Genomic DNA, 24,173 nt, shown 5'->3' on the forward strand with positions numbered 1-24,173 from the left:
TTATTATGAAATGAGAGATTGTACAAATGTTTTTATGTCTAATAACACTTTTCTTCTCGTTTCATTATTTAATATTTCAGTATTTTTAGATTCTATCATTTTTACTAACGCACTACCAACAATAATTCCGTCACAATAAGGTTTTAATTGCTTTATTTGTTCGCTACTAGAAATACCAAAACCTACAGCGACAGGGGCTTTACTATGTTTCTTTACTTCTTGTAAAAATTCATAAATATTTTCATCGAAGTTATTCCTCACTCCTGTTACCCCTAATGAAGATACACAATACAAAAATCCATTTGCTGAAGTGGCAATTTGTTCGATTCTTTGATTAGATGTAGGTGCAACTAAAGATATAAGGGGCCTACTTTCATCGTCACAACGTTTCGCAAATAATCTACTTTCTTCGTAAGGTAAGTCCGGAATAAGGATCCCGTCAATATCATGCTCTTTCATTAACCCTAAAACGTTTTCTTCCCCGAGTTGTAACACTGGATTATAATAAGTGAAAATAATTACTGGAATTGTCAAACCTCTGTTACGCATTTGTGAAACGAGTTCAATTGCTTTTTTTAAACTCATCCCATGTTCGAGAGCTCTTAAGGCAGCACGCTGAATAACCGGGCCATCTGCTAAAGGATCGGAATACGGCACACCTAACTCTAATATATTTGCGCCAACCTCTTCAAGTAATAATGCTAATTCAACCGTAAATTCAGGAGTCGGGTCCCCTGCCATAATAAATGGAATAAATAATGTTTCATCAGCTTTTTTAATTGTTTGAAGTCTAGTATTACTCATTTGCTACTCCCCCGATCGTATTCATTAACGTATGCACGTCTTTATCTCCCCTACCAGATAAGCAAACTAAAATTGATTGATCAGGTGATAAACTTGTTGCTTTCTTAAAAGCTTGTGCTAATGCGTGGGCACTTTCTATCGCCGGTATAATCCCTTCTAAACGAGATAACAATTGTAATGCCTCTATTGCTTCATCATCGGTAACACTCTCATAGCTCACTCTGCCAATATCTTTTAAGTGAGCATGTTCTGGACCAACTCCCGGATAATCTAACCCTGCCGAGATCGAGTGCGGCTCAATGATTTGTCCATCTTCGGTTTGTAACAAATACGTCAACGAACCGTGAATAACTCCTTTAGTGCCTTTTGTTAAAGTTGCTGCATGTAAGTTTGTATCGACTCCTCTACCTGCTGCTTCAACTCCAGTTAAGTTAACCTTATCCTCTATAAATGGATAAAACATCCCCATCGCATTACTGCCTCCACCTACACAGGCAATAATTTCATTTGGAAGTTCACCTTTTAATGATAAAAATTGTTGCTTAGCTTCATCACCGATCACCCGTTGGAAGTCACGAACGATTTGTGGATAAGGATGAGGACCAACGACAGAACCGATTAAATAAAATGTATCAGTAACATTTGTAACCCAATAACGAATCGCTTCATTTGTTGCATCTTTTAATGTCCGACTCCCACTACTAACCGGTATTACTTCTGCGCCTAAAAGCTCCATTCGAAAAACATTTAATCTCTGCCTCTCGATATCTTTTTCTCCCATAAATATTTTACATTGCAAGCCGAACTTTGCGGCAACCGTTGCTGCGGCTACTCCGTGCTGACCTGCACCAGTTTCCGCGATAATTTTTTTCTTGCCCATTCTTTTAGCAAGTAACGCTTGCCCAATGGCATTGTTAATTTTATGAGCACCAGTATGATTCAAATCTTCTCGTTTCAAGTAAATTTTCGCACCTTGAAAATGATGAGTCACGTTTTCTGCATACGTTAACGCCGTTGGACGTCCTGAGTATAGTTTTAATTGCTCAATATATTCTTTTTTAAAAACTTCATCTGACATCGCTTCTTTAAAAGCTTCTTGCAATTCATTTAAAGCATACATTAACGTTTCTGGTACAAACTTACCACCGAATTCACCGAATCGCCCGTTTTCATCTGGGAATTGATATTTCATACAAATAACCTCTCCTCAAATTGTTTCTTTATTTTTTCAGATTTTCTACCACTTACTTCAATTCCACTAGATAAATCAATACCACCTGGATCATATTGAAGAAGTTCATTGATCGTACTAACATTGATGCCCCCAGCAATAAAGCAAGGCACTTTTTGTTTTTCGGCTTCTCTTTTATATGCAGGAATCGCGGACCAGTCAAAAGTCACTCCAGTTCCACCTCTAACACCTTTCACTTTACTGTCGATGACATAGCCATCAACAACACCCTCATACTGCTTCATCAAATTTATTGCGGTCTCGGAGTGGTGGATGACTTTCCACACTTTTTGTTTAAAAGTTGCTTTTAAAGCTAAAATTTCCTCCACTGTTTCTTCACCATGACATTGAATAACGTCTAATGCTATGTTTTCAACAGCTAATTGTATTTGATCGATAGGAGCATTAACAAAAACACCTACAAGCTTTTGCGAAACTTCTACCTTACTCAACCACTCCTTTACTTCACTAGGTGTAACACAACGTTTACTTTCTGCAAACACAAAACCTAAATAATGAGCACTACTATTCGTGGCGACTTTAATATCTTCTAAACTATGATTTCCACAATATTTAAGCAAAGGTACTCGTTTCATTCGCGCTTTCTCCAAATAAAGTTTTTATACCTAACTGTGGAGTTGGTGCTCTCATCAATGTTTCCCCCACGAGAATAGCATTTGCAAATCCTTCTAGCTTCTTCAAATCACTCGCTGTACTAATTCCACTTTCACTAACGACAAAGAGATCTTCTGGTAATTGTTTGACAATTTCAATCGTATGATCAATATTTGTTTCAAACGTTTTAAGGTTACGATTGTTTATACCTAATATTTCAGGTGAAAAAGTAGATAATACTTTTTCAATATCCTCTATTGAATGAACTTCTACGAGGCATTCCATGCCTTTTTCATAACTTTCTAAATAAAATTCATGTAGTTGATTTCGTTCTAGAATAGCAGCAATTAAAAGAATAGCATCTGCACCGATTCGCTTGCTTTGTTCAATTTGTTTCGTTGATATAATGAAATCTTTTCTTAACACCGGAATATTTACTTTCTTTTTTATTTGTGTTAAATACGTCGGATGTCCTTTAAAATATTGTTCGTCGGTTAAAACAGAAAGAGAATCAGCATTCGCTTGTTCGTACTCTTTAGCAATTGATAATGGTTCGAAATTGTCCTTAATTACCCCTTTTGAAGGTGAAGCTTTTTTCACTTCAGCAATTAATCCTAAGTTTCGGTTTGTATTACAAAGTGCCTTCAGTAAAGAATAGCGCTTAACTTCTTCATTTTCTGATAAGATTAGGTTTTCGACTTCTAATTTTTTTGTTTCTACGATTTTATTCAACATGACGTAGCAGCTCCTTTCTTTCTTGAAGGGATTCAAACTGACGAAAAGCTTTACCAGAAGAAATCACCTCTTTTGTTAGTTGAACACCTTCTTTTATACTTTCTACTTCACCTGCGATATAAAGAGCACTTGCACAGTTCAATACAACAATGTTTTCAGCTGTTGTGTGTGCTCTTCCTTTGAATATATTTTCAATGATTTCAGCACTCTCTGTCACTGAAGTCGCTTTAATGTCACATAAGTCGCCTCTTTTGATTCCGAATTGTTCAGGGGTTATTTGATAACTTTCAATGTCTCCATTTACTAATTCAATAATATTGGTATGAGTAGAAATTGAACATTCATCAATTCCTTCCCCCCCTGTTACAAATAGTGCTCGTTTACTCCCTAATTCTCTTAACGTCTCTGCCATTTTGTAAGCAAAATTCCGATCAAACACACCGATCATTTGGCGATTCGCTTTGGCCGGATTAACTAACGGCCCTAATAAGTTAAAAATCGTTTTGAATCCTAGTGATTTTCTCGTTGAAGCGACGTGCTTCATCGAACTGTGATATAAAGGAGCAAACAAAAAACATAACCCTTTATTTGTTAATGCACTAACCGCCTCTGTTGGTGATGATTGTACCGGAATATTTAATTTTTCTAACACATCGGCACTACCGCTTGATGATGAAATGGCACGATTTCCGTGCTTTGCCACTTTTACTCCACAAGCAGAAGCTAAAATGGCCGTTGCTGTGGAAATATTAAACGTCGATAATTGATCTCCACCCGTTCCACAAGTATCTAAAAGTTTCGTTTCCTCGTGTTGTAATGAGATGGCATGCTCTCTCATTGACTCGCCAAAGCCAACCATTTCATCGACTGTTTCACCACGAAGTCGCATCATTGAAAGAAGCCCCGCAATTTGCGCTTCTTCACCAACTCCAGCCATCATTTCATCCATGACTAATTTAGCCTCATTGCGGTCTAATGTTTTTCCTTCTGAACATTTTTTTAAAATGTGTTTAAACATTAGAAATCAACTCCCTTCCTCTGCCGAACATTTTCTCGGCAATCATAATCGCTTTTATTAATGCTTTTGCTTTATTTCTTGTTTCTTCATATTCATTTTCTGGAATAGAATCTGCTACGACACCTGCTCCAGCTTGAACGTACGCTTTATTACCTTTAATAACTAACGTCCTTATCGCAATACAAGAATCGATATTGCCATCAAAACCTAAGTAAGCAATCGCTCCTGCATAATACTGTCTTCTTGTAGGTTCCATTTCTTTTAAAATTTGCATCGCTCTTATTTTAGGAGCTCCTGAAACAGTCCCCGCTGGAAACGAAGAGAAGAGTGCATCAATTGGATGTACTTTTTGATCAATTCGTCCTGTTACTTTTGAAATCATATGCATCACATGCGAGAACTTCCCAATTTCCATAAGTACTGGAACGTCTACTGAGCCAAAACTAGCTACTCTACCGATATCATTTCTTGCTAAATCTACTAACATATAATGCTCGGCTCTTTCTTTTTCATCATTTAAAAGTTCTACCGCAAGAGCATCATCTTCTTCCTTTGACTTCCCGCGTTTTCGAGTTCCGGCAATCGGATGAATTTCGATATGTCCTTCTTCAATTTGAACTAACCTTTCAGGTGAACTGCCCACAATTTCGACATCGTCAATTTTTAAGTAAAATAAATACGGAGAAGGATTCACCATCCTTAATACTCGATAAAGCTCGATACCACTTACGGTGATATCTAATTCAAAACGCTGCGAAAGTACTGCTTGAAAAACATCGCCAGCACGAATATAATCCTTAATTTTATTAACATCGCTGCAAAACGTATTTTTATCATAATTCGATCGAACGTTTGCAAAGCTTACTTCCTCTTCTACCGGCGGTTGAAAAAGCTTTGTTGTTACATTCGCTTGCAAAATCCTTTCAATCATTAGATTTATTTTTTCTGAAGCAGTCATATATAGTTCCTTTAAGTTGCTCTTATCTTCATTCCCAATCCTATTCACATGATGAATAACGAAAAGTTCTTTTTTATGGTGGTCATACGCTAAAATCGTTTCACAAAAAACAAAATTCATTTTTTCTTCCTCATCAAGTTTATTGTTACTAGCTAGAACGGGTTCCATAAGTTCAACAGCATCATAGGAAATAGCACCTACAGCGCCACCCCGGAAAGGAATCGGTAAATCAACTTCCTTTACATCAAGATAGGAGATAGCAGCGTCAAACGCTTTTTTAAAACTAGAAAAGGAAAATATCACTTCATTGTTTTCGTCTTCAAATGTGTATAAATTATTTTTTTCTTTTAAATAAAATTTCGGAGATAAGCCTATAAAAGAATATCTTGACCAAGGAGACTGCTCATCTTTACTTTCTAATAAAAAAACAGCTTCATTTTCTAATTGTTGAAAAATTTGAATCGGAGTTAATGTGTCTGCAAAAAAATGGGAAATAAAAGGAATGGTTTTATACTGTTTAGCATCTTGTAAAAATTGTGCTATTGAAGGGTTTTTCATTAATTTTCACCTCACTAATTTGGTGAAAAGAAAATGAAAAAGAATATGAGGATGAGATATATGATAGTTTTTTTAAACTTTAAATGCTTTATGAACTTTTATTATAAAAAGGTTCAAATAAGCGAAAAAAGGGCTCTCTCATAAGTGTCTGACACAATGTAAAGCTTACTAAATATAGACGTATATATTTATTATCCGTCTATATTTAGTGCCTAACGGTGTCTGACACTTTGTTTTGAGACAGCCCCATACTTAATAAACGATACCTCTGCTCAGCTCATCTCACTTTTCTCATTCTCTTCTCTACTCAACTATATTAAACACTACTCACTCTGCTCTAAAGAAAAGCGCAAACGCCTTGGATAGACAACTTTCTAAGTTGAACTACGCTTTCCTATTTAAAAAAATCTACAACTAAACTACTCTTATACGTCATCTTACACCCGGTTATGTGTATCTGTCAACGTTAAATCAGGTCTCAAATGAACGGCTTCCTCTAAATAAACATGTTTAATTTCTTGTTGTGTTACATCGGTATTAACCGTAAGCATTACTCGAATACATTTCTGCAAACTATTAGGAACGGGTATTTCCCTTGAGCACATTACTGGAACATACGTCCAATCAGTAAACGAGCGTAATGCTTTTGCCGGAAAAGCTGCATTTAAATCTTCAGTAACGGTGATCATTACGTGAGCAACGATGTCCGCTTCAAGTTGATTTTTTTCGATCATTTCTTTTAACAAACGTTCTGTCGATGCTACGATTTCATTTTCGTTATTATTATTTACTGTAATCGCACCGCGAATTCCTCTAACCATGTAACCCCTCCGTAGTTTCTATTTTCGAAATATTAATTAGCCTAATAATGACCTTAAGCGATCTTCTGAAACGGAAACGACCTCTACTTTTCCTATCTCACTTAATAAAACCATCCGAACAATGCCTTCTTCTGATTTTTTATCTTTTTTCATTGCAATAATTAGATCTTCTGTTGTTAATTGTTCAGGAATAGATACACTATAATTGTATTTTTTAAACCATTCAATGATGCTTGGGATGTTTAAGTTTTTATTATAGTAATCTTCACTCACTTTTAAAGCAAAGATAATGCCTATGACAACTGCTTCTCCGTGAGTTATTTTCCCATAACCTAAATTTGTTTCAATAGCGTGAGCCAACGTATGACCAAAATTCAAAAAAGCACGAATTCCTTTTTCGGTTTCATCCTCTTTTACTACCGCTGCTTTCACGGAGATGGACCTTGTTAATAGCTCTTCAGCTACATTTCCTTTTATTTGTGAGAAATTATCGATATTTTCTTTTAACCATTTCAAAAAAGGAGGGTCCCAAATGAAACCATGTTTAATTACTTCAGCAAAACCAGAGCGCCATTCATGTTCAGGTAATGTTTGTAACGTTTCAGTATCATAAATAACGGCTTCTGGCTGATAAAAGGCACCCACCATATTTTTACCTAATGGGTGATTAATCGCTACTTTCCCCCCTACACTACTATCGTGGGCTAACAGTGTCGTAGGAACTTGCACAAAGGCAATACCTCTCATGTATGTTGCAGCAACAAATCCTGCTAAATCACCGACAACCCCACCACCGAGAGCAATGATAAGAGAGCGACGATCTAGTCCTTTTTCAAGCGCAAACCCTTGAATTTCATAATAATTTTGAAATGATTTCGACGCCTCTCCGCTAGGAATTATATATTCATACACAGAGTGTCCATCGTTTATTCCTGACTTAATATCATTTAAATATAATGGCGCAACTTTATCATCAGTTATTATTAAGATCGAGGTTACTGATAGCTGGAGACTCTTAATGATCTCTCCGATGTCAAAACGAATATCTTTACCAATATATAATGGATATTCTTTTGTTTTCGTCTCAATTCTCATCGCTTCCATTAAAAGTTTTTCACCCGTTCCTCGTAGCGTTCAATATTTTCTTTTATATCACCGATAAAGTCACTACCGAATTTATCTAACAATGCAGAAGCAACTTCCCAGGCAACGACTGCCTCACAAACAACTGCCGCAGCTGGAACCGCACAGCTATCAGAACGTTCGATACTCGCCTCAAAGGCTTCCTTTGTGTCGATATCGACACTTTGTAACGGTTTATAAAGAGTTGGGATAGGTTTCATAACTCCCTTAACGACAATTGGCATTCCGTTTGTCATTCCACCTTCGAAGCCACCTAAATTATTCGTTTTACGTTTGTAACCATTTTCTTGGTCCCAAGTAATTTCATCGTGAATTTCACTTCCTGGCTTTCTCGCAGCTTCAAAGCCAATACCAATTTCAACGCCTTTAAATGCATTAATTCCCATCACTGCTCCAGCAATTTTTGCATCTAATTTTTTATCATAGTGTACATAACTTCCTAAACCTACAGGAACTCCTTCAACGAGTACTTCTACAACTCCTCCAATAGAGTCACCATCTTCTTTCGCTTGATCAATGGCATTCATCATTTTCTTTTCAGCATCACTATCTAAGCATCGTACAGGAGAATCTTCAGTTCTTTGTTGAACATCTTCGATTGTTTCATAGTTGACATCTCGAGCTTTAACTCCACCAATCTCGACAACATGACTTGCCACTTTAATTCCAAACTGTGACAAGATTTTTTTCGCAACAGCACCAGCTGCAACCCGTACCGTAGTTTCTCTGGCCGAAGACCTTTCTAGTACATTTCTCATGTCACGATGATTATATTTTAGTGCACCATTTAAATCTGCATGCCCAGGACGTGGTCTAGTAATCGTTCGTTTAACATCACTAGCTTCCCCTTCAAAAGGTTCAATCCCCATAATTTCCGTCCAATGTTTCCAGTCATCATTTTCAACAATAAGAGTGATAGGTGCGCCTGTAGTTCCCCCGTGCCTAACACCACTCGTAATCTTCACTTGATCTTTTTCAATTTGCATTCTTCGACCACGGCCATGGCCTTTTTGACGTCTTGCTAATTCTTGATCAATATCTTGTTTTTCTAAAGTTAAATGGGCAGGAACCCCTTCAACGATCGTCGTTAATTGTGGGCCGTGCGACTCACCTGCTGTTAAATATCTCATTTCATGGTTCCTCCTTGATTTCTTTAGCGCTTTCATGCGCTAAATTATAACATAGTTTTCTTTCTTTGTCTTATGAATAATTAAATTTTTATAAAATTTTTATTGCTTTTTAATCTTATAAAAAATCCCGGTCGATTCTCTCTGTCTTCGCTTAAAGTTTTAAGCAAATTTTAGAGGCTTGCTCAAGGAAATCGACCGAGCATTCTTTCCGTTATTTATCATTAGCCTTTTTTGCGATAAAAAAAGGTATCTTCCGTTTCAAAGCCATATTCAGTTGGATTAAAAATTTGTTCCGTGCTCCCAACGAATAATACTCCACCAGGTCTTAGTGCAGCGCAAAACTTATGATATAATTCGTGTTTAGCTTCTTCTGTAAAATAGATCATGACATTACGACAAACGATTAAGTCAAAATTTGTATCAAACCGATCCGATAATAAATTTTGATTTTTAAAATTAATGAGCTTTTTTATATCATCCTTTACTTTATAGCCCATTTCATCATGGATAAAATGCTTTTTAAGTACATCTTTTGGCACATCTTTTATGGAACGATCAGTGTAAAAACCAACTTTAGCACGTTCTAAGATTGCTCTATCTAAATCTGTAGCCAATATACTAATATTGGAAGGAGTGGTATATTTAGAAAGTATCATCGCTAATGTATATGGTTCTTCCCCTGTGGAACAAGCAGCACTCCAAATTTTCACCCTTTTACTATTCTCCATTAAACGAGGTAATATTTTCTTCTCAAATACTTCCCAACGTTTAGGATTACGATAAAATTCTGAAACATTGATTGTCATCCTTTCAAGAAGTTCATCAAATAACTCATGGCTTTTAATCATTGAATTAAAGTAACTATGAAAATCATTAAACCCGCGCTTATCTCTCAATGACGTGAGACGACGCTTCATTTGCGCTTCTTTATATAAGGATAAATCAATACCTGTTTTTCCTTTAATGTTTTCTATAAAACGTTGATAATCATCCATTATACTGTTCCCCTTTTTAGAAGACAAATCTCATTTATTTATATATCTTTATATCATACTTTAGTATTTGTTACTAGAGAAACTTACTTTCATGCAATACCAACATGACGAATAACGTCACCATCTAATATGAAAAAATGTCGGTCGACTTTCTTTCGTTTCGCTGTAAATCTCTATCGAGCTTTAGAGGCTCACTCAAGAAAATCGACCGAGCATTCTTTTTTTATACAAAACACTCACCACAATCCTTCGTCACCAACGCTACTGACCATTCACACGATGGAATATCCTTCGACCAAGATGCTTTGCGACAAGGAAGTCTGCTTCGAAGCATTACTAAGAGACGCAAGAGCATACCCTATTAACATATAAAAGGGTATTTTTTCCTTTCTAACTAACCAACAAGCCAACAAACCAACAAAAAAAGGCTAAGCTTTTTCGCTTAGCCTTTTTTATAAAGTTAAACCCAAGGGTTAATTGTTTTTTCGTAACTAATTAATTCTTCATTTTTAAAGAAAATACCAATTTCACGGTCTGCGCTTTCAGGAGAATCAGATCCGTGAATAACATTCATACTTAATTTTGCTGCATAGTCACCACGAATAGTTCCTGGATCTGAATCAGCCGGGTTTGTAGCACCCATCATTTTACGTGCTGTATTAATGACATTCTCACCTTCCCAAACCATTGCAAACACCGGTCCAGAAGTAATAAAATCGACAAGCTCACCAAAAAATGGACGCTCTTTATGTTCAGCATAATGAGTTTCTGCCATTTCCTTTGTAACCGTTAACAATTTTGCTCCTACTAACTGAAACCCCTTATTTTCAAATCTTGAAACAATTTCTCCGACTAAATTTCTTTGTACACCATCTGGTTTAACCATTAAATATGTTCTTTCCATTTTAAATAACCTCACTCTCTCAATATGTATGTAATTATAAAATTTCGACATTTTTAATTATAACAAATTTTATAAATATATTCAATATTTATAATCTCTCCTGACGACATTCCACCCCCCAGCTAATAGGGAAAAAGGCGGTGCTTTCCCTCACTTCACCTTGACCTTCTAACGAATCTCAGACGTTCGTTCGCAAAAGCACCCGCTTTTTTCATACAAAACCCCTCATGAAGTTCTAGCTCCAACATTTTAAGCGTAAAATTCATGTGCTATCTTTCCAACTTTCCAACTAACCACTAACCAACCAACTAGCCAACTAAAACACAAAAAAGGTATATACGACTAAGTATATACCCAAATTTCATTCATTTATTCAATTTAATGAATTTCATAATTCATTATTTTCGCCACGAAGATCACTATATAGTTGCGTCAAAAACATTCGCAAACTAATTATATATTGTGCAATGTGGCACGTTTTTGGTAATTATGAAATTCACTCAATTAAAACTTTCTTTTACCAATATATTGTGCAATTTGATAAAAGGAGTCTTTTGCTGGAATGTCTGGGAGATTTTCTAGTTCTTTATATGCTTTATTTAAATAACGATCACTTACTTCTAGTGAGTAATCAACACCGCCTGATGCCTTAATCTTATCAATGATTACTTTCATCACTTTTTTATCAGGCTTATCTCCTTTAATCATTTTCATAATAAAGGAACGTAACTCTTCATCATGCTCCATACTGTAAAGTGCAGGTAAGGTAACATTCCCTTGGTGTAAATCACTTCCCGCAGGTTTACCCAACTCCTTTTCAGTAGCTACAAAGTCTAAAATATCGTCAGTAATTTGGAAAGCCATACCTACGTTATAACCGTATCGATATAAGCTCAACTGAACATCCCTTGGAGCATCAGCGGCTAAAGCACCTAACCTACAGCTAACTGCAATTAATAAAGCCGTTTTGCGCTTTATTCTTCTTAAATATATACGAAAGTTTTGATTCCAATTATATTGATCACGTATTTGTTCAACTTCTCCAATACACATTTCAACCATAGCATCAGACAAAATTTGATGAACTTCTGGTTTATTACAATTTGTCGTCATTTCAATCGCTCTTGCAAAAATATAATCTCCAGTATACATAGCCACGCGATTATCCCACTTAGACTTAATCGTTTTTTTCCCTCTTCGTAAGTCAGCATCATCAATCACATCGTCATGAACGAGAGAAGCCATGTGAATTAATTCTAGTGGAACGGCAACTTGTTTTACTTTCTCAATATCATAATTACCAAACTTAGCAGCAAGCAAAACAAATACAGGCCTGATTCGCTTCCCGCCAGCCTTTAATAAATGTGACGAGGCTTTTTTTAAAATTGGATGCTTAGCATCAACTGTCGCCTCGAGTTCCTTCTCTATTTTTGAAATATCAGAGCGTAAATGCCAATAAATGTCCGTTAACTTCATGCTTTCCACCTTAATATTAAATGGAATGACAACGATCTAATGCACTCCATAATGATATTGTGTTAACTTTTTTTAATAAGCTTAAATCAGTAGCAAGATCATAATAATGATACAAACCTTCAATATGCCTTTCACTTAAATCATAATTTAATCCATGAAAATAATTTTCCCAAAATGATTTTGAACCCCCAAAGTCTTGTCTGATAGAGGATATCATTTCTGAGTAATTATTTTCAATACATTTTTTCTTACTTGTTATAAAATTATCAAATAAAGTGGCAATTCGGTGATTTTCTTTTTCTAAAATATCGTTACGAACAGCTAAAACTGCAAAAGTCATTGGTAACTTCGTATGTTCATACCACATTTGACCTAAATCATAACGATGAATTTTTTCTTTTAAATTCCAAAACGTCAAGATCGCATCGTCCCCTATTAAAAGGCAGGCATCATGATCTTTTAACATCTCATCGAAATCTGGTTTCATCACTTCATATTCTACATTTAAACCATAGAAAGTTTGTAATATAATTTTTAAAAGATTAACAGATGTAGCTGAGCTCGATGTTAAAGCAACTTTTTTCCCATCTAGTTGTGTTAATGGCACTTTAGAGAAAAGAAAAATAGAGCCCACACTTTGCGGTGATGAAACTGATAAATCGGGTAAAATTGTATACTTATCAACATGTTCGCCGTATGAAAACGAAGATATACCCCCTACATCGATTATCCCTTTTGACATCCCTGCATTTAATTGAGAGGGAACTTGAGGAATAAACATACAACCTAATTTATTTAAGTGATCACGATCTAAATAATAATAAAGCGGTAGCATATTCGTGTATGAAATTTCTCCAACAACTAAACTCATTTTAAATCCCCCCATCGGGTAAAGAGTTGATGTTCTACACCTATATTATCTAGTACTTTTCCAACTACAAAATTAATTAAATCATCCATCGTACGAGGAAGTTGATAGAAGCCTGGCATTGCTGGGATAATCTTGCCTCCAACTTTTGATACTTTTAACATATTTTCAAGATGAATTTGATTTAAAGGCGTTTCTCTCGGAACTAATAAAAGTTTCCTACCTTCCTTCAACATTACATCTGCTGTTCTTTCTAATAAGTTCGAAGACGCACCACTTGCTACACTAGATAACGTCCCCATCGAACATGGAATGATGACCATTCCTTCGTTTCGATATGAGCCACTTGCAATTGGAGCAGTGAATTCTCTTAACGTATGGTAATAAAGATTGCTATTATCGTGACCAAAAAGTTCGTTTAAAAGTTGATCACGATCACTCGTATCATAGCCGTGCTCTTCTTTAAACACTTGCCAGCCAGCTTCGGTAATCATTAAATGAACCTTATAATCTGCTTTTAAAAGTTCTTGTACGAGGCGAATCCCGTAAATCGCACCACTTGCCCCGGTAATCCCTACGGTGAAAATTCTCTCTTTTATCATAACATTAAATCTCCAATCGTAAATACAAGCATAACGATACTTAAAATACCATTCATCGTAAAAAATGCCACATTTACTTTTGAAAGGTCATTCGGTTTTACTAATGAGTGCTCATAAACCATTATTCCACCGGAAATGAGGACACCTATTAAGTAAATCCATCCAAGAGGTGTAACAAAGAATAAACTAACAAAAGCAATAAAACTTACAATATGAATCGCTTTTGCAATCTTAAGTGCTTTTGCAATCCCAAAATAACTGGGGATCGAATATAGCCGTACATTTTTATCATAATCAGCGTCTTGAGTAGCGTAAATCACATCAAAGCCAGCTGTCCATAATGCCACTCCTATAAAAAGAAGTATAGCATCAAAAGTTAACGTACCAGTAGCACCTACCCAGCCCCCTAATGGAGCAATACCAATCGTTATCCCTAATACTAAATGACAAGCCCAAGTAAATCGCTTCGTATAGGAATATATAACTAGGAAAAATACAGCAATCGGCAATAAATAAACAGCTAACATATTAAGCTGATATGCTGAATAAAATAGTAACGCAAATGAGACAATAATAAAAGCGGTTGTTTCAAACGTAGAAATTAAACCTGCTGGTATTGCACGGTCTTTCGTTCTCGGATTGGCCTTATCAATTTTGGCATCAATAACACGATTTAAGGCCATGGCAGCGCTCCTTGCTCCTACCATAGCCAAAGTGATCCATAACCATTGTGATGCCGTTGGCCAACTACCATTGATTAATAAACTTCCTAAGACTGCACCTAAAAATGCAAATGGTAATGCGAATACAGTATGTTCAAACTTTATCATCTCTAATATTATCTTTATCTTTTTCATTACAATTTCTCCAGTCTTTCTCTCTCTTTATTTCACTCCAAGATGCATCGCAGCAACTCCGCCTGAATACGATTTCACCTCAACACTTTTAAACCCTGCACTCTTAAACATTTCTGCTAGCTTTTCTTTATCAGGGAAAGACATTGTCGATTCTTGCAACCACGAATATTCATTATAGCTTTTAGCAAACATTTTTCCAAACAGCGGCATAACATGTTTAAAGTAAAAATTATATAATTGCTTGAACCCTACTGCTGTTGGTTGTGACGTCTCTAAACAAACCACTTTCCCACCAGGTTTTAACACCCTATTCATTTCTTTTAACACTTGCATATAATCAGGAACATTTCTTAAACCAAAACCAATCGTGACAAAGTCAAATTGATTATCATCAAAAGGAAGTTCCATCGCGTTCCCGTGTATTAATTCAATTTGTGGTAACGAACGAACTTTTTCCTTCCCGATTGATAGCATATTTTTACTAAAATCTAAACCATAAACTTTTCCTTCTTGGCCTACTGCTTCACCTAAAGCAATCGTCCAATCGGCTGTCCCACAACAAACGTCAAGAGCTTGATCACCTTTTTGGACGTTCATTCGTTTCATCGTATCTTTACGCCATGCAATATGGCGTTGAAAACTAATGATTGAATTCATTTTATCATATTTTTTATAAATAGTTTCAAATACTTGATGTACTCGTTCTTCTTTTGATTGCGCCATTTTTTACCCTTCTTCCGCGACTTTTTCTTTTAAAAATCCGATCTCAAGTAGTAGTTGATCAACTCTTGAAATAATAAAAGAGTTGATTGTGGACGGTTGTTCACACAGTGATATCAACTTTCTTTTCGATTGATCAATATATTTATCACAAAGTTCTAAGCTATGTTTGAGACGATCATCATTTTTATAACTAATATAGCTTGTATCATCTTCATTAACAATCGCATCGATCAACGGAACTTGGTAGCCTTTTAAAAGCATGCTTCTTTCTGCGATTAAACGTTTGAAAAAGAAAAACTCACTTACTGCTGTTTTCCAATTTTGTAATTTAAAGTGCTCTGCAATTTTTTGTATAAGAGAAGATTCAATCCTCTTAACGTCTTCAATAGACCGTGAAATATCTTGATGATTTTTTTTGTAAAAACTCATCTTCGATTCATTGACTTCTTGAATCGAATCAGCAAGTATGCGGATCATCGTAATATCACTAATTTTTGCAAGTAAAAAGTAATAAAGACTACTATAATAATCCCCAGCTAAAACCGTTAATTGCCTCTGTTTTTTACCTGTGTCCGAATCTAGATGAGAAGTAGAAACTCCTTCATGAGTATCTAGTGCTGCTTGTACTAATAAAGTAGTAATCACATAGTCATTCACACTGTCCTTACTTAGCTTCATTTCTTGAAGCAATGTATAAAGAATATATAAACGATCATCATCTAAAACGGGGTCTTCTAAAAACTTAGTAATATAAGGATGGTGGATCCTTTGATAAAATCGTTCTTTAATCTGCTTTATCTCATCATTTAAATAGTTAATTAAAATCATCTTAAGTCCCCCCAAGAAAAGCGCAAGCGCCTTGGTCACGAGCGAAAGGCACTGGAAGGCCTTTGACAGAAGCCGCTTTTTGGCTTCCGAAAAGGACTGAAGTGACCGAGCTCGTAGGCGCTGGAGCTAGACACATTTCCAAGTTCAAATATTTTATACTTGCTTATTCTTTAGAAAAAAACAATTTTCCCCAAAATTTGATTGTGAAAAAAAAGACAATAACAGTATAACATAACTTTAAAAGAAGCATAAGTACGATATTATCCTGATATTATCCTTTCTTACCATGTCAAAAAAATAAAAGCAGGGGCAATCCTGCTTTTATTCATCAGTCTCGACCTCGCCATGACTTGTCTGAATCATTGCTTTACCGCGTATTTTTATTGCAGAAGTATGTTCAGTAAACTGAGCAATCATTACTTCACCTTTGTCCAATTTCTCTGAGTGATGAAAACGTGTATCAGAGCCTCTAGTCAAACCGATCACATTGACACCATTTTCTTTTGCTTTTATAACAATGAAATCATCGCTTCCAGCCATTTATGATCCTCCCCAAAACGAGTTTATTTTATATCTTAACTATTACTTTAGTATATGGTAATTGTCAAACAAAACTTTACATGATATACATATAAATCATGTAAACACCGATAAGGATTAATACGATCGGAATGATCCAACTCAACAGTTGTGTTCGACTATTATTTCTCATAAAATCACCTCATACTTAAAGTAACCATTTTTCAGTATAAAATGTTATATTTTGAATAATTTTCATATAACATTTCGACGAAATTTCTAGCATTCATACTACTTGCAGTTTATAAGTGATAATACTTCTGCTCTTGCTGTACTATTATTTTCAAAAGCTCCTCTTACAGCAGACGTCACTGTGGATGAACCAGGCTTTTTCACGCCTCTCATCGTCATACACATATGTTCAGCTTCAACAACAACAATCACCCCTAAAGGTTGTAGCGTCTCTACCATTGAATCAGCGATTGTCGATGTTATTCTTTCCTGTAGTTGTGGGCGTTTAGCAACAGCTTCAACAGCTCTTGCTAATTTACTTAAACCTGTCACTTTTCCCCCTTTTGGAATATAACCTACATGGGCTTTTCCGAAAAAAGGAACTAAATGGTGTTCGCACATCGAATAAAACGGAATATCTTTCACAAGAACTAATTCCTCATGTTCTTCACTAAACACCGTAGCAAAATGTTCTTTTGGATCTTGATTTAAACCTTGAAATACTTCTTCATACATTTTAGCAACTCGTTTCGGAGTATCTAACAAACCTTCTCTATTTGGGTCTTCACCGATCGCTTCTAATATCATTGTTACTGCTTGTTCAATTTTTTTATGGTCAAAATTACTCAAAACTACTTTCCTCCAGTCAATGGCATTATTATGTAAATGAAAGCGTTAGCGCTTTTGTAAAAGCTTGTAGCTTTACTTGTTAAAAATCATAGCATAGCAAACATTACCAAAGCAAATCTTAAACCTGCAAGTAATTCGATCGACCATCTCTTTTTCATACAAAACTCTCATGACGATATATCGTCACCATCTAAAAAGTAAATGCCGGCCGATTTCTCTCGCTTCGCTGTAAACCTCTATCGAGTTTTAGAGGCTCACTCGAGAATTCGTCCGGACATTTTCATACAAAAAAAAGAAGAGGCGTTGAAAAACGACTCTTCTTGCCCTCTTATGTATAAAATTACTTTACAGCATCCTTAAGGGCTTTACCTGGTTTAAACGCTGGAACTTTACTAGCAGCGATTTCGATTTCATCACCTGTTTGAGGGTTACGACCTTTACGAGCAGCACGCTCACGCACCTCGAAGTTTCCGAATCCGATTAATTGTACTTTATCCCCACTTTGAAGAGAGTCAGTAATAGCTTCAAATACAGCATCAACCGCACTAGTAGCATCTTTCTTAGAAAGACTTGACTTCTCAGCTACTGCATTAATTAGTTCTGTTTTATTCATGAAATTCACCTCCTCCCAAAAATTCAGTGTTATTCAATTACTTGCACATTTTAGCAAGTTTTATACTTGTTATTTTAATAAATACTGAATAACAAGCCTTATATTAAACGATCATCGACAATATTTCAATATATTTTAGCGAATTCATTGGATTTTTAAGACTTTTTTACCGATATTGTTAACTTTTGTTAAAGAAATTTAAGTAATTGATGGAAATCTTATCATATGTTTACCAGTTTAGCAACTTTCATACAAAACCCTTATGACGGTAACCGTCACCAAAGCTACTGACCTCAATTACACCATGAGATACATCTTAGAATATACTCCATGCAGCTTTGCGACGAGTAACCGCAGGAGCATCTCTTTCTGAAATGTAAAAGGCGAATGATTTCCTTCACTTCGCTGTGACCTTCTAACGAATCTCAGAGGCTCGTTCACGAAACCATCCGCCTTTTTTCTTACAAAACCTGCATGACGGCAGTCCGTCACTAGTAAGTGATAATCAGGTCGCGCTTTCCAACTTTCTACAAACCAACTAATCAACTAGCCAACTAACCGTTACAAACAAAAAATGTCTGTTGCCTTATAGGCTATAAATAGATGGTGTATTAAACACGATACTATCTATAGTCTATAAGGTCAACAGACACTATAGCATAATTTTTATAGCTTTACCTTATAAAATAATTGCGATGAGCCCACCTGAACCTTCGTTAATAATTCTTTCTAACGTTTCTTTTAACTTATAGCGAGCATTTTCAGGCATTAATGATAACTTCGCTTGTATCCCTTCTCTAACAATCGAATTTAATGAACGTCCAAAAATGTCGGAGTTCCAAATAGAGAGTGGGTTTTCTTCAAAGTCTTGCATCAAGTAGCGAACAAGCTCTTCACTTTGCTTTTCTGTACCGATAATTGGTGCAAATTCAGATTCCACATCCACTTTAATCATATGAATGGATGGAGCAACAGCCTTCAGTCTAACACCAAAGCGTGACCCTTGACGAATAATTTCAGGTTCATCTAAACTCATATCATTAACGGTCGGTGCTGCAATACCATAACCTGTTTGCTTAACCATCTTTAATGCATCGGCGACTTGATCATATTCTGATTTAGCATGCGCAAAATCTTGCATCAGTTGCAGAAGGTGATCCTTGCCTCTAATTTCTACACCAACTACTTCTTTTAAAATTTGATCATATAAATCATCCGGAGCATACAGGTCAATTTCAGCTACCCCTTGCCCCATCTCAATCCCCGCTAAACCAGCATGATCGATAAATTCATATTCACCAAATTGCCCTACTACTCGATCTACATCCCTTAGACGCTTAATATCTTTTACAGTTTCCTGCACTGCATCTTCATAACTTTTTCGTAACCAATGATCTTCTCTTAGAACCATTACCCAACTCGGTAAATTTACATTTACTTCATGAACTGGGAACTCAAAGAGTACTTCTCTTAATACACTGTTAATGTCTTGTTCATTCATACCTTCTACACTCATCGGCAACACTGGTACGTCATGTTTTTCACTAAGCTCTTGTCTTAATGCGTCTGTTTCTGGATGGTGTGGACGTACAGTATTTACGATAACAATAAACGGCTTTCCTACTTCTTTTAATTCACTAATTACTCTTTCTTCTGACTCAATATAGCTAGAACGCGGAATTTCCCCAATCGTCCCATCCGTAGTAATGACTACACCTAATGTAGAATGTTCTTGAATTACTTTTCTAGTACCGATTTCAGCTGCTTCTTGAAAAGGAATAGGTTCTTCATACCAAGGCGTATTAATCATTCTTGGGCCATTTTCATCTTCGTAACCTTTAGCCCCTGGAACTGTATAACCAACACAATCAACAAGTCTAACATTTACGTCAAGCCCTTCATCAACATGAAGTTGTACAGCCTGGTTAGGTACGAACTTTGGTTCTGTTGTCATAATTTGTTTTCCAGCCGCACTTTGTGGTAATTCGTCTTGAGCTCGCGCTTTTTCTGACTCATTCTCAATGTTTGGAATGACCACAAGTTCCATAAACTTTTTAATAAAAGTCGACTTTCCTGTTCTAACGGAGCCCACCACTCCTAAATAAATATCGCCACCCGTTCTTTCAGCGATATCTTTGAAGATATCAACTTTTTCCACGTGATCCCCTCCCGATCATTTGTTTAAAATATTTCATCCACGACATAATTCTTGAATTATTAATCTATAAAGCTTTTATCGTGGAAGCTTACGTTATTCTCATTGGTACAACCTCGGACAATATATATTTATGATGTTGTCCAACAAATATGACACTAGTTTAAAAAAAGTTCATGTCATCAAGATAAAATTTAAAATAAAATCTTTAACTAGTCATCATCTACTTATACATTTTCCTCCAGTCGGTACAATGTTCGAATTATCTTTCATTAGTGGCTTTATGTAGATGGTTGTTAAAAATTCACAAATTTTTAACGCACAAAAAAAAGCCCCCTTCCTTTTTGTATATATATGTGGATTGAGGCTTTATATAACTATTTTATTAAATTTATTTGAGTAAATTTCATAATTACCTAAATCGAGCCATATCAAACTATATGTAGTTGCGAACGAATTAACGCAGCTACATATAGTTACCTAAAAGTGATAATATTGAATTATGAAATTCATTATGTCAATGAATTTCATAATGTTGAATTAGCACTGGTACATCTACTTAAGTAAATCATTCTGCAACTAGAGCTAACTTATGGTTATATGAGATTCAATCTATTCATTTGCAAAAACAACTTTTCCATCTTCTAACGTATACGGAACTGAATTTTGCGGAACGAAAAAGAAATATTCAACTAATATCGAGCGAATATCGTCACCAGGTTGTAATTGATGCTCAAATTTATTTAAAGCATAATTGAGATCTAAAGTATAGTCCACAATGACGGTTCCATTTCCGTCCATTAATAAAGGAAGGCGATGATCAGGATGAAATGGGCTATTGACGGTCGGTGCTTCTTCTAGATTTAGCTTTTCATGGTCTAATAAAAACACATTAGTCGAAACAACCTCTTCTACAGGTGCGAAACGATTTTTACGACGATATTCATTAACAGTTCTTTGGAACTCTTGAATTCTTCGCGTAATCGTTAAATCAATCAATTTCACTTTAGGGTCTTCTTCTACATTAACTAAAACGTATTGATACACCCCGCCGTTTTCAAATGAATTACCTGGCGCGTTCTGAATATATCTTGGGACTAGTTTATGAAATTCAATTAAATATTGTTGAAATGGATTCGTTTCTTTTTCAGAATATCGAACTGGCAATACTTGATTTTCTAAACGATACTGAACAACTGCCTGTTCAACTAAATTAATTTGTTCCTCAAATGGAACTTGATTTTCGACTCTTTTTTCATCAGGATATAAACAACCCGTTAATATAAGTATCATAGAAAGCAGGAGAATTTTTTTCATTATAATCAAACCTCTTTTAATAACGCTGTTTTCGTATTAATTGTTGCTTTTCAAATTAACCATAATTCCAAGTAATTTCAAGGGTTGGCATCTTTTCGTTTTCTGTAAAAACCATAATCCCATGAAAATAAGTCATTTACCAACCAAATTTATAGTAAAACCAACAATCTTTACGAAAAGAACCTTTAATAATAACAATATTTTCCTTTCATTTTAAACTGCTGGGACATTAAATACAATTAATAAGATTAAAAAACCTGCAAAAATCATACAAATAAATGCGAAAAAAAGAACGATTTTCTGCATAATTCCTTTTAGTTTTTCTCTAGCTACATAGGAACCAACAACTGCAAAAAACATTAAACCCATCGTAATAAAGGTTACGTACATTTTAATTAAACCTTCAGACATTAGCGATCTCCTCCATTTTACATGATTACAAAATCTTCATGACGATTTATCGTCACCAAAGCTATTGACCTCAAGCACACCATGGAATACAGCTTTGAGAATACTCCATCCAGCTTTGCGACGAATAACCGCAGGATCATTTTTATCTAATATGGAAAAGGCGGCGGATTTCCTTCTCTTCGCTGTAAACCTCTATCGAGTTTTAGAGGCTCGTTCAGGAAAATCGCCCTCCTTTTTTCATAACAAACCATTACTTAATGCCGCATCATTATAGCACAGTATACACTGTTTTTAAATTAAAAAGTCTTTTAATCTACTAAACAAAAAAATGGTTGCTCTAATGAGCAACCAAATGATTTAGAACGAATGCTAATCAACTAGCAACTTTAATACTTTAAATTTTTACTTTATAGAACTATAAAGAAAGGGGCTTTTCTTTATGATTTCCGCTAAATACAATAGTCCTAAAAAGAGCCCTTGTTGATGTTCGTTCCGTTTCAGTATATGCATGTATAAAAGAAATCGTAGACAACACTCGCCTATATAAGGCTATTTTTTCCCGAACATCTTAGCAAGAGTCCCAAAATCCATCGGCATATTGTTATTAACTATTGCCTTTACTAATTCATCTTCCTTTTCTTTAGAAACTGGTTTATTCGCAAGTTTCGCTACTTGTTGAATTAAATTCCTTACTGTTTGTTCGTCTTTAAAATTAGCACCACTTACTGAGTTAGCTAAATTAAAAATGTCCTCTTGCTTCACATTGGTTTTCTTTTCAAGGTTATCAAAAAAAGAATTGTTTTTATCCACAGTGATGTCCTCCCTAAGAATAAGTTTCATCATATCATATGCAATAAGGAAAACATTGTGAATAGAAAAGCGTTAAAGGACTAGAAAACCTAAAAAATACTTCACCTGCGCTCACAGTAGTATAGATCTTACACTGCAAGCAGAGGTAAAGTGTTTAAGCATCTTTTCAGCCTGGCTAAAAATAGAAAAGCGTAAAAACGTTATAAACTTAAATCTTCCACTTCATTCGTTTTAACACGCCCCATTAGCTCTTCAACTGCATCATTAGGATGTTTATCATTAAACAACACATCATATAAAACTGAAGTTATCGGCATTTCAACCTCTTCTAGCTTAGCCAATTGGAAGGCTGCTTTGGTCGTACGGACACCTTCTACTGCCATTCCCATATTTTCTAATACTTCATCTAAGGACATACCTTTTCCTAACATATTCCCCGCTCGCCAATTGCGACTATGAACACTAGTGCACGTGACAATTAAATCACCTAATCCTGAAAGACCGGCAAATGTGAGTGGATTAGCGCCTAACTTGATTCCAAGTCGAGCGATCTCCGCCAACCCTCTTGTCATAAGAGCCGCCTTCGCATTATCTCCAAAACCTAAACCGTTCGTTAAACCAGCACATAATGCGATGATATTTTTTAACGCTCCCCCAATTTCAACACCAATTAAATCGGGGTTCGTATATACACGAAAATGCTTATTCATAAATAAATCTTGCACATACTCCGCTTCTTCAATCTGCAAAGAAGAGCTAGTTACTGTCGTAGGCTGGCGAAGACTTACTTCTTCTGCATGACTTGGGCCCGATAAAACGACAACAGACTTTCTTAACTGTTGTGGAATTTCTTCTTCTATCAATTCCGAAACACGTTTTAAGCTATCAGGTTCAATTCCTTTACTCGCATGAATAAAGGTAACAGCTGTTTTTAAGCTAGGCTTCATTTCCTGAAGTACTTGTCTAATTGCTTTTGTTGGAACAACAATTAAAATCGCCTCAACACCATCTACCGTTTTTGCCAAGTCAGTATATCCTACGATATTTTCTGGCAAATGAATTTCAGGTAAATATTTTTGGTTTGTCCGTTTCTCATTAATTTCATTAATTTGGTCTTCATCTCTTCCCCATAACCGTACATGATGCTTATTATCAGATAAAACAATACTTAATGCACTTCCCCAACTACCTGCACCAATAACCGCTATATGAGCCATCTTT

The 24,173-nt window shown here is 35.6% G+C and carries 25 protein-coding genes; all 25 read right to left on the reverse strand.

What is annotated here, in order from left to right:
• Nucleotides 1-3: 3 nt before the first annotated feature.
• Nucleotides 4-804 (reverse strand): tryptophan synthase subunit alpha, encoded by an 801-nt coding sequence (trpA, locus tag BKP35_RS02295; protein WP_071311767.1) that lies wholly within the window; start codon nucleotides 802-804, stop codon nucleotides 4-6.
• Complete coding sequence (gene trpB / locus BKP35_RS02300) at nucleotides 797-1,996, reverse strand: tryptophan synthase subunit beta (RefSeq protein ID WP_071311768.1); 1,200 nt, start codon at nucleotides 1,994-1,996, stop codon at nucleotides 797-799. The genes trpA and trpB overlap by 8 nt, the downstream gene beginning before the upstream one ends.
• Nucleotides 1,993-2,631: a phosphoribosylanthranilate isomerase gene (locus BKP35_RS02305; protein WP_071311769.1), complete on the reverse strand. Its 639-nt coding sequence runs from the start codon at nucleotides 2,629-2,631 to the stop codon at nucleotides 1,993-1,995. The genes trpB and BKP35_RS02305 overlap by 4 nt, the downstream gene beginning before the upstream one ends.
• A complete protein-coding gene (gene trpC, locus BKP35_RS02310) occupies nucleotides 2,609-3,385 on the reverse strand; it encodes an indole-3-glycerol phosphate synthase TrpC (RefSeq protein WP_071311770.1) in 777 nt (258 codons plus the stop codon). The genes BKP35_RS02305 and trpC overlap by 23 nt, the downstream gene beginning before the upstream one ends.
• Nucleotides 3,375-4,403, reverse strand: coding sequence for an anthranilate phosphoribosyltransferase (gene trpD, locus BKP35_RS02315; RefSeq protein ID WP_071311771.1), 1,029 nt, complete (start codon nucleotides 4,401-4,403; stop codon nucleotides 3,375-3,377). The genes trpC and trpD overlap by 11 nt, the downstream gene beginning before the upstream one ends.
• Nucleotides 4,396-5,919 carry an anthranilate synthase component I gene (gene trpE, locus BKP35_RS02320; RefSeq protein WP_071311772.1) on the reverse strand — a complete coding sequence of 508 codons (1,524 nt, stop codon included), beginning with the start codon at nucleotides 5,917-5,919 and terminating at the stop codon, nucleotides 4,396-4,398. The genes trpD and trpE overlap by 8 nt, the downstream gene beginning before the upstream one ends.
• A gap of 437 nt (nucleotides 5,920-6,356) precedes the next feature.
• Complete coding sequence (gene aroH, locus BKP35_RS02325; protein ID WP_071311773.1) at nucleotides 6,357-6,740, reverse strand: chorismate mutase; 384 nt, start codon at nucleotides 6,738-6,740, stop codon at nucleotides 6,357-6,359.
• Nucleotides 6,741-6,776: 36 nt separating this feature from the next.
• Entirely contained in the window at nucleotides 6,777-7,844 is a 1,068-nt protein-coding gene (aroB, locus tag BKP35_RS02330) for a 3-dehydroquinate synthase (protein ID WP_071311774.1), read from the reverse strand.
• Nucleotides 7,844-9,013: a chorismate synthase gene (gene aroC, locus BKP35_RS02335; RefSeq protein WP_071311775.1), complete on the reverse strand. Its 1,170-nt coding sequence runs from the start codon at nucleotides 9,011-9,013 to the stop codon at nucleotides 7,844-7,846. The genes aroB and aroC overlap by 1 nt, the downstream gene beginning before the upstream one ends.
• 221 nt (nucleotides 9,014-9,234) lie before the next feature.
• Nucleotides 9,235-10,008 (reverse strand): CheR family methyltransferase, encoded by a 774-nt coding sequence (locus tag BKP35_RS02340; RefSeq protein WP_071311776.1) that lies wholly within the window; start codon nucleotides 10,006-10,008, stop codon nucleotides 9,235-9,237.
• Nucleotides 10,009-10,468: 460 nt separating this feature from the next.
• Nucleotides 10,469-10,912 (reverse strand): nucleoside-diphosphate kinase, encoded by a 444-nt coding sequence (ndk, locus tag BKP35_RS02345; RefSeq protein WP_071311777.1) that lies wholly within the window; start codon nucleotides 10,910-10,912, stop codon nucleotides 10,469-10,471.
• Between the two features lie 504 nt (nucleotides 10,913-11,416).
• On the reverse strand, nucleotides 11,417-12,388 hold the full coding sequence (gene hepT / locus BKP35_RS02350; RefSeq protein WP_071311778.1) for a heptaprenyl diphosphate synthase component II: 972 nt from the start codon (nucleotides 12,386-12,388) through the stop codon (nucleotides 11,417-11,419).
• A gap of 16 nt (nucleotides 12,389-12,404) precedes the next feature.
• Nucleotides 12,405-13,259, reverse strand: coding sequence for a menaquinone biosynthesis protein (locus BKP35_RS02355; protein WP_084031412.1), 855 nt, complete (start codon nucleotides 13,257-13,259; stop codon nucleotides 12,405-12,407).
• Nucleotides 13,256-13,858, reverse strand: a complete 603-nt coding sequence (locus BKP35_RS02360; RefSeq protein ID WP_211274578.1) for a UbiX family flavin prenyltransferase — start codon at nucleotides 13,856-13,858, stop codon at nucleotides 13,256-13,258. Before BKP35_RS02360 ends, BKP35_RS02355 begins: the two co-directional genes overlap by 4 nt.
• Nucleotides 13,855-14,715 carry a UbiA-like polyprenyltransferase gene (locus tag BKP35_RS02365; protein ID WP_071311780.1) on the reverse strand — a complete coding sequence of 287 codons (861 nt, stop codon included), beginning with the start codon at nucleotides 14,713-14,715 and terminating at the stop codon, nucleotides 13,855-13,857. The genes BKP35_RS02360 and BKP35_RS02365 overlap by 4 nt, the downstream gene beginning before the upstream one ends.
• A 27-nt stretch (nucleotides 14,716-14,742) precedes the next feature.
• Complete coding sequence (locus BKP35_RS02370) at nucleotides 14,743-15,438, reverse strand: demethylmenaquinone methyltransferase (protein ID WP_071311781.1); 696 nt, start codon at nucleotides 15,436-15,438, stop codon at nucleotides 14,743-14,745.
• A 3-nt stretch (nucleotides 15,439-15,441) separates the two neighbouring features.
• Nucleotides 15,442-16,266 carry a heptaprenyl diphosphate synthase component 1 gene (locus BKP35_RS02375; protein ID WP_071311782.1) on the reverse strand — a complete coding sequence of 275 codons (825 nt, stop codon included), beginning with the start codon at nucleotides 16,264-16,266 and terminating at the stop codon, nucleotides 15,442-15,444.
• Between the two features lie 321 nt (nucleotides 16,267-16,587).
• Nucleotides 16,588-16,806, reverse strand: a complete 219-nt coding sequence (gene mtrB / locus BKP35_RS02380) for a trp RNA-binding attenuation protein MtrB (protein WP_071311783.1) — start codon at nucleotides 16,804-16,806, stop codon at nucleotides 16,588-16,590.
• Between the two features lie 270 nt (nucleotides 16,807-17,076).
• On the reverse strand, nucleotides 17,077-17,646 hold the full coding sequence (folE, locus tag BKP35_RS02385) for a GTP cyclohydrolase I FolE (RefSeq protein WP_071311784.1): 570 nt from the start codon (nucleotides 17,644-17,646) through the stop codon (nucleotides 17,077-17,079).
• Nucleotides 17,647-17,986: 340 nt separating this feature from the next.
• Nucleotides 17,987-18,259, reverse strand: a complete 273-nt coding sequence (locus BKP35_RS02390; RefSeq protein WP_071311785.1) for an HU family DNA-binding protein — start codon at nucleotides 18,257-18,259, stop codon at nucleotides 17,987-17,989.
• Nucleotides 18,260-18,938: 679 nt separating this feature from the next.
• Complete coding sequence (gene spoIVA / locus BKP35_RS02395) at nucleotides 18,939-20,417, reverse strand: stage IV sporulation protein A (RefSeq protein ID WP_071311786.1); 1,479 nt, start codon at nucleotides 20,415-20,417, stop codon at nucleotides 18,939-18,941.
• A 609-nt stretch (nucleotides 20,418-21,026) separates the two neighbouring features.
• Nucleotides 21,027-21,731, reverse strand: a complete 705-nt coding sequence (locus tag BKP35_RS02400; protein WP_071311787.1) for a hypothetical protein — start codon at nucleotides 21,729-21,731, stop codon at nucleotides 21,027-21,029.
• 213 nt (nucleotides 21,732-21,944) lie between these two features.
• Complete coding sequence (locus BKP35_RS02405) at nucleotides 21,945-22,142, reverse strand: DUF2768 domain-containing protein (protein WP_071311788.1); 198 nt, start codon at nucleotides 22,140-22,142, stop codon at nucleotides 21,945-21,947.
• Between the two features lie 549 nt (nucleotides 22,143-22,691).
• Nucleotides 22,692-22,982: a stage VI sporulation protein F gene (locus BKP35_RS02410; protein WP_071311789.1), complete on the reverse strand. Its 291-nt coding sequence runs from the start codon at nucleotides 22,980-22,982 to the stop codon at nucleotides 22,692-22,694.
• 170 nt (nucleotides 22,983-23,152) lie between these two features.
• A complete protein-coding gene (locus BKP35_RS02415) occupies nucleotides 23,153-24,169 on the reverse strand; it encodes an NAD(P)H-dependent glycerol-3-phosphate dehydrogenase (protein ID WP_071311790.1) in 1,017 nt (338 codons plus the stop codon).
• Nucleotides 24,170-24,173: the final 4 nt, after the last annotated feature.

Origin of the sequence: Anaerobacillus arseniciselenatis (assembly GCF_001865995.1) — a bacterium.
GTDB lineage: Bacteria > Bacillota > Bacilli > Bacillales > Anaerobacillaceae > Anaerobacillus > Anaerobacillus arseniciselenatis.

What these genes read in the sequence shown, in the direction of transcription:
- trpA (WP_071311767.1), bottom strand. Translation starts at nt 804, where the DNA reads ATGAGTAATACTAGACTTCAAACAATTAAAAAAGCTGATGAAACATTA.
- trpB (WP_071311768.1), bottom strand. Translation starts at nt 1,996, where the DNA reads ATGAAATATCAATTCCCAGATGAAAACGGGCGATTCGGTGAATTCGGT.
- BKP35_RS02305 (WP_071311769.1), bottom strand. Translation starts at nt 2,631, where the DNA reads ATGAAACGAGTACCTTTGCTTAAATATTGTGGAAATCATAGTTTAGAA.
- trpC (WP_071311770.1), bottom strand. Translation starts at nt 3,385, where the DNA reads ATGTTGAATAAAATCGTAGAAACAAAAAAATTAGAAGTCGAAAACCTA.
- trpD (WP_071311771.1), bottom strand. Translation starts at nt 4,403, where the DNA reads ATGTTTAAACACATTTTAAAAAAATGTTCAGAAGGAAAAACATTAGAC.
- trpE (WP_071311772.1), bottom strand. Translation starts at nt 5,919, where the DNA reads ATGAAAAACCCTTCAATAGCACAATTTTTACAAGATGCTAAACAGTAT.
- aroH (WP_071311773.1), bottom strand. Translation starts at nt 6,740, where the DNA reads ATGGTTAGAGGAATTCGCGGTGCGATTACAGTAAATAATAATAACGAA.
- aroB (WP_071311774.1), bottom strand. Translation starts at nt 7,844, where the DNA reads ATGGAAGCGATGAGAATTGAGACGAAAACAAAAGAATATCCATTATAT.
- aroC (WP_071311775.1), bottom strand. Translation starts at nt 9,013, where the DNA reads ATGAGATATTTAACAGCAGGTGAGTCGCACGGCCCACAATTAACGACG.
- BKP35_RS02340 (WP_071311776.1), bottom strand. Translation starts at nt 10,008, where the DNA reads ATGGATGATTATCAACGTTTTATAGAAAACATTAAAGGAAAAACAGGT.
- ndk (WP_071311777.1), bottom strand. Translation starts at nt 10,912, where the DNA reads ATGGAAAGAACATATTTAATGGTTAAACCAGATGGTGTACAAAGAAAT.
- hepT (WP_071311778.1), bottom strand. Translation starts at nt 12,388, where the DNA reads ATGAAGTTAACGGACATTTATTGGCATTTACGCTCTGATATTTCAAAA.
- BKP35_RS02355 (WP_084031412.1), bottom strand. Translation starts at nt 13,259, where the DNA reads ATGAGTTTAGTTGTTGGAGAAATTTCATACACGAATATGCTACCGCTT.
- BKP35_RS02360 (WP_211274578.1), bottom strand. Translation starts at nt 13,858, where the DNA reads ATGATAAAAGAGAGAATTTTCACCGTAGGGATTACCGGGGCAAGTGGT.
- BKP35_RS02365 (WP_071311780.1), bottom strand. Translation starts at nt 14,715, where the DNA reads ATGAAAAAGATAAAGATAATATTAGAGATGATAAAGTTTGAACATACT.
- BKP35_RS02370 (WP_071311781.1), bottom strand. Translation starts at nt 15,438, where the DNA reads ATGGCGCAATCAAAAGAAGAACGAGTACATCAAGTATTTGAAACTATT.
- BKP35_RS02375 (WP_071311782.1), bottom strand. Translation starts at nt 16,266, where the DNA reads ATGATTTTAATTAACTATTTAAATGATGAGATAAAGCAGATTAAAGAA.
- mtrB (WP_071311783.1), bottom strand. Translation starts at nt 16,806, where the DNA reads ATGGCTGGAAGCGATGATTTCATTGTTATAAAAGCAAAAGAAAATGGT.
- BKP35_RS02390 (WP_071311785.1), bottom strand. Translation starts at nt 18,259, where the DNA reads ATGAATAAAACAGAACTAATTAATGCAGTAGCTGAGAAGTCAAGTCTT.
- BKP35_RS02400 (WP_071311787.1), bottom strand. Translation starts at nt 21,731, where the DNA reads ATGAAAAAAATTCTCCTGCTTTCTATGATACTTATATTAACGGGTTGT.
- BKP35_RS02405 (WP_071311788.1), bottom strand. Translation starts at nt 22,142, where the DNA reads ATGTCTGAAGGTTTAATTAAAATGTACGTAACCTTTATTACGATGGGT.
- BKP35_RS02410 (WP_071311789.1), bottom strand. Translation starts at nt 22,982, where the DNA reads ATGAAACTTATTCTTAGGGAGGACATCACTGTGGATAAAAACAATTCT.
- BKP35_RS02415 (WP_071311790.1), bottom strand. Translation starts at nt 24,169, where the DNA reads ATGGCTCATATAGCGGTTATTGGTGCAGGTAGTTGGGGAAGTGCATTA.